This window comes from Brevundimonas sp. (assembly GCF_036402095.1).
Taxonomy (GTDB): Bacteria; Pseudomonadota; Alphaproteobacteria; order Caulobacterales; family Caulobacteraceae; genus Brevundimonas.
On record NZ_DASWTO010000016.1, the window covers coordinates 1 to 8,141 of the forward strand.

10 protein-coding genes and 1 riboswitch are annotated in these 8,141 nt (G+C 70.4%); of the genes, 5 read left to right on the top strand and 5 right to left on the bottom strand.

Translation table 11 applies throughout. The annotated features are described in order from the left end of the window. Positions 1–219, bottom strand: a 219-nt coding sequence (locus VGD32_RS01080) for a ribonucleotide-diphosphate reductase subunit beta (protein WP_331030057.1), incomplete at its 3' end; no start/stop codon positions are given. A gap of 396 nt (positions 220–615) precedes the next feature. Here VGD32_RS01080 and VGD32_RS01085 point away from each other — a divergent pair. The 3 genes from VGD32_RS01085 (at position 616) to VGD32_RS01095 (ending at position 2,592) form a co-directional block, all read left to right on the top strand. After that, positions 616–1,206, top strand: coding sequence for a phage tail protein (locus tag VGD32_RS01085; protein ID WP_331030058.1), 591 nt, complete (start codon positions 616–618; stop codon positions 1,204–1,206). A gap of 11 nt (positions 1,207–1,217) precedes the next feature. After that, positions 1,218–1,808, top strand: coding sequence for a phage tail protein (locus VGD32_RS01090; protein ID WP_331030059.1), 591 nt, complete (start codon positions 1,218–1,220; stop codon positions 1,806–1,808). Positions 1,809–1,941: 133 nt separating this feature from the next. Next, on the top strand, positions 1,942–2,592 hold the full coding sequence (locus VGD32_RS01095) for a glutathione S-transferase family protein (RefSeq protein ID WP_414644313.1): 651 nt from the start codon (positions 1,942–1,944) through the stop codon (positions 2,590–2,592). A 107-nt stretch (positions 2,593–2,699) separates the two neighbouring features. Here VGD32_RS01095 and VGD32_RS01100 read toward each other — a convergent pair whose 3' ends face one another. Beyond that, positions 2,700–4,868, bottom strand: coding sequence for a response regulator (locus VGD32_RS01100; protein WP_331030060.1), 2,169 nt, complete (start codon positions 4,866–4,868; stop codon positions 2,700–2,702). 138 nt (positions 4,869–5,006) lie between these two features. On the opposite strand from VGD32_RS01100, the gene VGD32_RS01105 reads away from it, so the two are divergent. Beyond that, the gene (locus VGD32_RS01105; RefSeq protein WP_331030061.1) at positions 5,007–5,786 is read left to right on the top strand and encodes a hypothetical protein; all 780 of its coding nucleotides are present in this window, start codon (positions 5,007–5,009) and stop codon (positions 5,784–5,786) included. After that, positions 5,770–6,567 carry a metallophosphoesterase family protein gene (locus VGD32_RS01110; RefSeq protein WP_331030062.1) on the top strand — a complete coding sequence of 266 codons (798 nt, stop codon included), beginning with the start codon at positions 5,770–5,772 and terminating at the stop codon, positions 6,565–6,567. Before VGD32_RS01105 ends, VGD32_RS01110 begins: the two co-directional genes overlap by 17 nt. Here VGD32_RS01110 and VGD32_RS01115 read toward each other — a convergent pair. From VGD32_RS01115 to VGD32_RS01125, 3 genes are all read right to left on the bottom strand, one after another. Beyond that, a complete protein-coding gene (locus VGD32_RS01115; RefSeq protein WP_331030063.1) occupies positions 6,564–7,127 on the bottom strand; it encodes a TMEM165/GDT1 family protein in 564 nt (187 codons plus the stop codon). The two genes, VGD32_RS01110 and VGD32_RS01115, sit on opposite strands and share 4 nt — an antisense overlap. 96 nt (positions 7,128–7,223) lie before the next feature. Beyond that, positions 7,224–7,325: riboswitch (yybP-ykoY riboswitch) on the bottom strand. A 161-nt stretch (positions 7,326–7,486) separates the two neighbouring features. Continuing rightward, a complete protein-coding gene (locus VGD32_RS01120; RefSeq protein ID WP_331030064.1) occupies positions 7,487–7,837 on the bottom strand; it encodes a hypothetical protein in 351 nt (116 codons plus the stop codon). 1 nt (position 7,838) lies between these two features. Further along, the coding region (locus VGD32_RS01125) for an aminotransferase class I/II-fold pyridoxal phosphate-dependent enzyme (protein WP_331030065.1) at positions 7,839–8,141 on the bottom strand (303 nt) is incomplete at its 5' end.

Sequence of the window (8,141 nt, forward strand, 5' to 3'; positions counted from 1 at the left end):
GAAGCGGAAGATCTGCGTCAGCAGGTTGCGCTCGCTGTCGGTCAGATTGGCCGCCCAGTCCTTGCAGTCCTCGCCCAGCGGCACCTCCTCGGGCATCCAGTGGACCTGCTGCTGCTTCTTCCACATGTCGAACGCCCACGGATAGCGGAACGGCTTGTAGGCCGCCGAGGCGGTCAGCAGGCCGGGCGTCGAGGTCTGGATCGGGGCGTGCGCGTTCATCGAAGCAACTCTGTCGGCGAATCCGGAAGGTGATGTTCACCATGCGGGCGAGCGGCCCCGGCGCCAAGCCGAAATGCGGCTATATTGCGATCACTTTTTCCGCGACCGCTAGATGTGGTAGGCGCAGCGCAGGCTTCTGGGGAGAAGCTGGGGATGAACCCGCCGCGCCGTTTGCGCTGTCCGGTGGAGGGGGCGACCGCAATCGTGCGGACCCCCGAGTGCGGTGAACGGGCGATTCACCGTGATGAATCACCGTTATGTGAATAGGGGCCAAACCATGGCTGTGGGAAGCTCGGCCGTTCGTCGAGACGAACGCGCCGGTACGGGGGCCGGCTTCCGTCGACAGGCGTCGTGCCGTCCCCGCCGCGCCCGACCCGATCATTCCGAAGGTGACAGATGAGACAGCTCAAGCTGACAATGCTGGCCGCGACATCCGGCCTGGCGCTGGCCTGCGCGGCGGCGCCCGCCACGGCCCAGGTCGAGCCCATTCTGGGGCAGGTCACCCTGTTCGCGACGCCGTGGTGTCCGGTCGGCTGGCAGCAGGCCAACGGCGCCCTGCTGTCGATCGCGGCGAACAACGCCCTCTATTCGCTCTACGGCACGACCTACGGCGGCGACGGCCAGGTGACGTTCGCGCTGCCGAACCTGTCCGACCGGGCCCCGATCAGCTGGTCGAGCACCAATCCGCCCGGCGCCCAGGTCGGGCAGAGCTCGGTGACCCTGACCCAGGCCCAGATGCCGGCGCACGTCCATGTGGTCATGGGCTCCTCGGCCGCGACCGCGACCAACGATCCGGCCGGAGCCTCGCTGGGAACCTTCCCGTCCGGGCAGTCGATCTACGCGCCCAATACGGCCACGCCGGACGTGCCGATGCACGCCGGCATCGTCGGCGTGGCGGGCGGGAATCAACCCGTTTCAACCCAGAGCCCCGTCCTCGCCATGAACTGGTGCGTGGCGATGGAAGGCATCTATCCGTCGCAACCCTGAGGAGCCACGCCATGACACGTTTCAAATACGCCGTCGCGGCCGCCCTCGGCCTGGCCGCCCTCGGCGCCGGGAGCTCGTCGGCGGCCCAGACCAACGACTTCTACATCGGGCAGCTGCAGCAATTCGGCACGCCCTGGTGTCCGAAAGACTGGGTCCGCGCCGACGGCCGCCTGCTGTCGATCCGGCAGAACACGACGCTCTTTTCGCTGCTCGGAACCCAGTTCGGCGGCGACGGGATCAACACCTTCGCCCTGCCCGACCTGCGCGACCGCGCTCCGACAGGGGCGAGCAACGACGCTCCGGTGGGGACTCGCGACGGTCAGACCTCGGTCACCGTGCTGACCTCGCAACTGCCGGCGCACGCGCACGGCTTCAACGCCGACCCCACCGCGCCGGCGTCGAATTCGCCGGCCAACTCGATGATGGGGATCTACCCGACCGGGACGCCCGTCTACGCTCCCCCGGCGGCGGCTCCGGACGTGCCGATGAACCCGGCCATGATCGCGCCGGCGGGCCAGACGACATCGTTCCCGACCCAGATGCCCGCGACCGCCACCAACTGGTGCATGGCCATGACGGGGGTCTATCCGCAGCGGCCCTGACTCCCGCGGACGTCCGCCCGCGCTCCCGTCCGGCGTGGGGCTGACGTCCGCACAAGCAGGCCTTGTCGGTCGATGCGAACTGCTCGTGCCTCTCCGGCGCGTTTCGGCGCCAGAATGCCGGCAGGAGATCGACATGACCTACACCGTCTATGGCGCCGCCGGCTCGGGCTCGGTTCCGGTCGAGGCGGCGCTGACCCTGATCGGAGCCCCGTTCGAGGTGGTCGAGGCCGTCACCTGGGAGGGCGAGGCCGAGCGCGAAAAGGTCGCCCCCGTCAACCCGATGCGGCAGATACCGGCGCTGATCACCCCGGACGGGGAGACGATCACCGAGAGCGCGGCGATCCTGATCTGGCTGGCCGAGCAGCATCCGGAAGCGGCGCTGGGCCCCGAGCCGTGCGACCCGCGGCGGGCGCAGTTCCTGCGCTGGATGACCTTCATCCCCGCCTCGATCTATTCGATGTACTGGGTCCGCGACGACCCGTCCCGCCTGGCCGGCGACGATCCCGCGGCCCAGGCCACGATCAAGGCGCGCACGGCGGAGCGGATCGCCGAATGCTGGGGCCGGATGGAGAGCCAGATCGACCCCGGCCGCTTCCTGCTCGGGCCGGAGCCGACGGTGCTGGACCTGTATGTCGCCGTCGCCAGCCGCTGGACGCCGCACCGGGCGCGCTTCCATCAGGTCGCCCCGCGCATGGGCGAGGTGATGCGGCGGGTCGACGACCTGCCTGAACTGCGCGCGTTCTGGGCGCGGCGTTTTCCGTTCGAGGGGCGGTACGGGGGGTAGGGCAGCAGGCAACAGGCAACAGGAACGAGTGTTCAGGTCACCGCCCGGGTCGCCAACTGCCGGTTCCGATACCCAAGCAACCCTGTTGCCTGTCGCCGCCCTGCCGCTCAGGCGGCTTCGACGGCGGCGGGGAGGTCGCCGGAGAGGGCGCGGGAGACGGTGGCGAACAGGGCGGCCTGGCTGACCGGCTTGGCGAGGTGGGCGTTCATGCCGGCGGCGAGGCAGCGGGCCACGTCCTCGGGCATGGCGTCGGCGGTCATGGCGACGACGGGAACGGCGCCCCAGGCCTCCGGCAGGGCCCGGATGCGGCGCGTCGCCTCGAGGCCGTCCATATGCGGCATGCGCACGTCCATCAGCACCAGGTCGAACATCCGGGCGGTGGCGGCCTGCACCGCCTCGCGGCCGTCGCAGGCTTCATGCACCTCGCAGCCGATGGCCTGGAGCATGATGCGGGCGACCTCGCGATTGACTGGATGGTCGTCGACGACCAGCACGTGCGGCGAGCGGGACGGCTCTTCGACGGGCGCCGCCTGGCCGGCCGCGCTTTCCGGCGCGGCGACGGCGGGGGCCGGGGCGGGGACCGGCTCGACGGCGGCGTCGGGCGCCCGGGTCAGGGGCAGATGGACCGTGAAGGTCGAACCCTCGCCGGGGCGGCTGTCGACCTCCACCCGGCCCCCGAGCCGGCGGACGTGGCGGGCCGCCAGGGCGAGGCCGAGGCCGGCCCCCTCGTGCAGGCGGGTGGTCGAGGCGTCGGCCTGGGAGAAGGCTTCGAACAGCCGGGCGTGATGGGCCGGCTCGATGCCGCAGCCGGTGTCGGAAACGCGGATGATCACGCCCTCGCCGGCCCGGTCGAGGCGGATGGAGACGCCGCCCTCGGTGGTGAACTTCACAGCGTTGGCGATCAGCGGATGCAGGGCCTGGCGCAGGGCGCGGCGGTCGCAGTTGAAGCGCGACCGGGCCGGCAGGCGGTCATCGATGGTCAGGGCCAGGCCCATGGCGTCGGCGGCGGCGCGGCTGGGGCCCATGGCCTCGCGCGCCACGGCGGCGAGGTCCAGCGGCTCGGGTGAGACGGCGTGTTCGCCGCGGGCGAAATCGAGGATGTCCTCGACCAGCATCAACAGACCGTCGCTGGATTCGCGGATCTGGCGGGCCTGACGCACGGCCTCGGGGTCGAGATCCGCCCGGCCCGCCAGCAGGTCGGCGAAGCCGGCCACGCCGTTCAGCGGGGTGCGCATCTCGTGGCTCATCATGGCCAGGAAGCGGGAGCGGGCGGCGGCCGCATCCTCGGCCACGCGGCGGGCCTCCTGCGCCGCGGCGGTGCGGGCCCGCAGCCGCGCCTCGAGCCGGCGACGCTCGGTCATCACCGTGCTGATGGGCAGGACCGTCACCACCATGGCCAGCAGGAACAGGTTGTAGACGCCGAGACGCCGGACCATCGGTGGGAGAGCCTCGAGACCGGCGAACTCGACGAGCCGGGTCAGCTGGACCGGCCCGTACCCCAGCAGGGTGGCGATCCCGCTGACCGTGGCCATGGCGACCAGCGATCCGGCGGTCCAGGTGGGCGACAGACGCAGGCCGATCAACACCATGGGCAGGAAGACGAGAAACTGCACCGGCGCCTCGGTCTGCCAGAACACCAGGCCGGTGACGGCGAGCATCACGGCGACGAGGGCGAAACTCTCGCGTCGCGACGCCGGGGCGGCGCCCTGGAAGCGGTGACGGCGGGCCAGCAGCAGGAGCACCGGCGTCACCAGCAGCATGCCCAGCACCTCCATGGTGAAATAGGTCTGCAGCTGGAACAGCCAGACCGGCCATGAGGTCGGCGCGACGACCGCCAGCAGGCCCATTCCCAAGAGGGCGGACAAGGCGGACGCCGGCGCCACGGCGCACAGGGCGAACAGCGCCAGCCGCCGCGGCCGGCGCAGGTCGAGCGCCGCGCCGCACACCCGCCGCGCCAGCACGGCCGCCAGCATGGCCGCGCTGAAATTGAGCAGGGCGTTGATCCAGAGGAACAGACCGGCGTCGCCGCGCAGGCTGTTGCCGAACAGGTCGAGAGTGAAACAGGCGGTCAGGACCATGACCGCGGGACGGCGGTGCAGCTGCAGCAGGGCCGCGACGAGAATGCCGTTGGCGAGCCAGATGGTCGCCGTGCCGAACCGCGCCACGGTCCAGTAGCTGATCGCCAGCGACGCGGCGTAGAGCAGCACATAGACGACCGCCGGCGGACCGGCGGCGCGACCCGCGTCATGTCGGAACAGACGCCAACGACCCTGCAAGCGGACCCCTCCCGGCCACCACGAAGGCTCAGGTCTAGAGCCGACCCGTAAACAAATCAGATGCATGCGCGTCGTTCGCCAAGGAACCGCGCGGCAACCGCGACCGTTTCCAAACCCTCGCCCCAGAGGGTCCGCACCATGTCAGACACCGTCGCCGACCCCAGCTTCCATCCCCCGGAAGACGCGGTGGCCTTCTATGACGAGGCGCTGGGGCTGCTGAAGGAGAGCGGCATCCCCTTCCTGCTGTCGGGGACCTACGCCGTGACGGCCTATACCGGCATCCAGCGGCCGACCAAGGACCTGGACGTGTTCTGCAAGCCGGGGGACTATCCGCGTATCCTGTCCTTCTTCCAGGCCCGCGGCTATCGCACCGATGTCGAGGACGAGCGCTGGATCGCCAAGGTGTGGAAGGACGAGCGCTATTTCTTCGACGTCATCTTCGCCATGTCCAACGGCACCATCGCCGTCAGCGACAGCTGGTTCGGCAAGGACACCATCGAGGTCTACGGGCACAGGGTCGGAATCACGCCGCCGACGGCCCTGATCCTGTCGAAGGTGTTCATCCAGGACCGCTACCGCTTCGACGGCGCCGACGTGAACCACGTCATCCTCAAGCAGGCCGAGGCGATCGACTGGAAATTCCTGCTGGACCAGATGGACCTCTACTGGGAGGTGCTGATGGCGCACCTGCTCAATTTCCGCTTCGCCTATCCGACCGAGCGGGACCTGGTGCCGACGTGGCTGATGACGGAACTGAGCGAGCGGCTGCGGGCCCAGGTCGATCTGCCGGCGCCGCGGGTCAAGGTCTGCCGCGGCCGGTTGTTCAGCCCGCGCGACTACATCGCCGACATCAAGGAGTGGGGCTTCGGCGACGTGGTCGGCAAGGGACTGGAGGAACGGCATGAATCCACCCAGTGAGGCGTCCAACGGCGCCGCCCATCCCGATCCGCAGACGCCGCAGCCGGGGCTGGAGCCGGGCCCGCAGAAGAAGCTGCGCGTGGCCGCCGTCGGCGACCTGCACGTCGGCGAGGCCCACGACCGGCCGCACCGCGCCCTGTTCGACCGGGTCCACGAGGACGCCGACGTGCTGTGCCTGTGCGGCGACCTGACCAATTTCGGCAAGACGCGGGAGGTCGAGATCCTGCTGGAGGATCTGCGCGGCTGCCAGATTCCGATGGTCGGGGTGCTGGGCAACCACGAGCACGAGTGCGGCCAGCCGGACGAGGTCACCCGCCTGCTGTGCGAGGCCGGGGTCAAGATGCTGACCGGCCAGGCCTATGAGATCGACGGGGTCGGTTTCGCCGGGGGCAAGGGCTTCATCGGCGGCTTCGGCCGTTACATGCTGAGCCCGTTCGGCGAAGCCTCGATCAAGGCCTTCGTGCAGGAGGCGGTCGAGGACGCCAACCACATCGAGAACTCGATCCGCATGCTGAGGACCGAGCGCTCGGTGGTGCTGCTGCACTATTCGCCGGTGGTCGACACGGTGATGGGCGAGCCGCCGGAGATCCACGCCTTCCTCGGCTCCTCGCGCCTGGGCGAGACCATCGACCGCTATGACAACATCAGCCTGGTGGTGCACGGCCACGCGCATCGCGGTCAGCCTGAGGGACGGACCAACAAGGGCGTGCCGGTCTACAATGTGGCCCTGCCGGTGCTGCGGACGCTGGGCGAGACGCCGTACCGGGTGTTCGAGGTCTAGCCCGCCAGCAGCACCCACAGACCGGTGGCCGCGAAGCCCGCGGCGGCCGCGATCCTGATCCATTTCAGCGGCAGTCTGCGCGCCGCCGCCTCGCCGAGCAGCACGGCCGGGCCGTTGACCAGCATCATGCCCAGCGTCGAGCCGGCGACGACCAAGGGCAGGGACTGGAACTGCGCGGCGAGGACGGCGGTGGCGACCTGGGTCTTGTCGCCCATCTCGATGACGAAGAAGGCGGCAGTGGTGGTCCAGAACACGCCGGCGAAGGTCTTCTCGGTGGTGTCGGGCGCCTCTTCGAAGCGGTCGGGAATCAGCGCCCAGACGGCGAAGCCGAGGAAGGCGAGGCCGATCACCCAGCGCACCCATGCGCCCTCCATGAAATGGCCCAGCACCGTCCCGGCCAGCGCCGCGAAGGCGTGATTGGCGAGGGTGGCGACGAGGATGCCGAGCAGGATCGGCAGCGGGCGGCGCCAGGCCGCGGCCAGCATGATGGCCAGCAGCATGGTCTTGTCCCCGATCTCCGCGATGGAGACGAGGCCGGTCGAGATCAGGAAGGCGTTCAATTCGTCGTCGTGCGCGGGGGCGTCGGCGGACAGACCTGTGGCGTTCGCAGCCGGGCCCCCGCGTGGAAGCTGCCCTGCGAAGCCAGCGGTCTTGCCAGAACCCGAAGGTCCGATCGCGCCATTCCCTCCGGGCGAGGGAAAGTGTGTTGACGCGAACCCCGCTGGCGATGCGGGCGGCTACTCCCCGATGACGGGCGGGGGATTAGCGGCGCCCGGGCCCCCGCGCAAGCCTCAGCTGAAGGCGACGAAGATCAGGGCGACGACGGTGACGTCGACGGTGCGGGCGAGAAAGGTCAGCATGGCGGCGGTCCCGGACGGAGGCGTTTGCGCCTGACGTCAGCAAGGACCGTGCCGCGGGATCAGACGTCGGTGTCGGTCGCCTTGCCGGGCTTGGGGCGACGTTCGGCGGCGCCGGAATAGGCGTTTCCGAGGTAGGTCGAGCGGGCCGCGTCCAGCACCGGCGGGCCGCCCTTGAGGCCGCGCCGCTGGCCGGTCTGGCCGATCACCTGGGCGGCGAAGGCGGCGGGGGAGGCTTCGGCGGCCGGCGTGGGGGCAGGTCTTGCCGGGCCGTCGGCAGCCCCGGCCGGGAAGTCGGTGGGCACGAGGGCGCGAGAGTCGGAGGCGGCGCGGCGCTCGGCGGCCCGGCGATCGCGTTCGCGGCGTTCGTCGCGGCGCTGCACCGGTCCGACGGGGCTGACCTCGTCGGCCATGTCAGCCGGCCTTGCCGGGCGGCTGGGCCAGTTTGTCGAGCTGGGCCCGCATCTCGTCCATCTGACGGCGCATCTCGGCCAGCGGATCGGCGGCGGGCTGTTCCGGTTGCGGCGCGGCGGCGGCGGCGGGCCGGGCGGCGCCGGCGGCGCTGAAGCCCGGCCACATCTTCATGGCCTCGGCGAACATGGCCATGTTGCGCTTGACCGCCTCGTCGATCAGGCCGGCGCCCGGGGCCGCCCCGAAGGCTTTGGAGAACTGGCCGCGCATCTGCTCCTGCTGGCGCGCGAAGCTGTCGAGCGACAT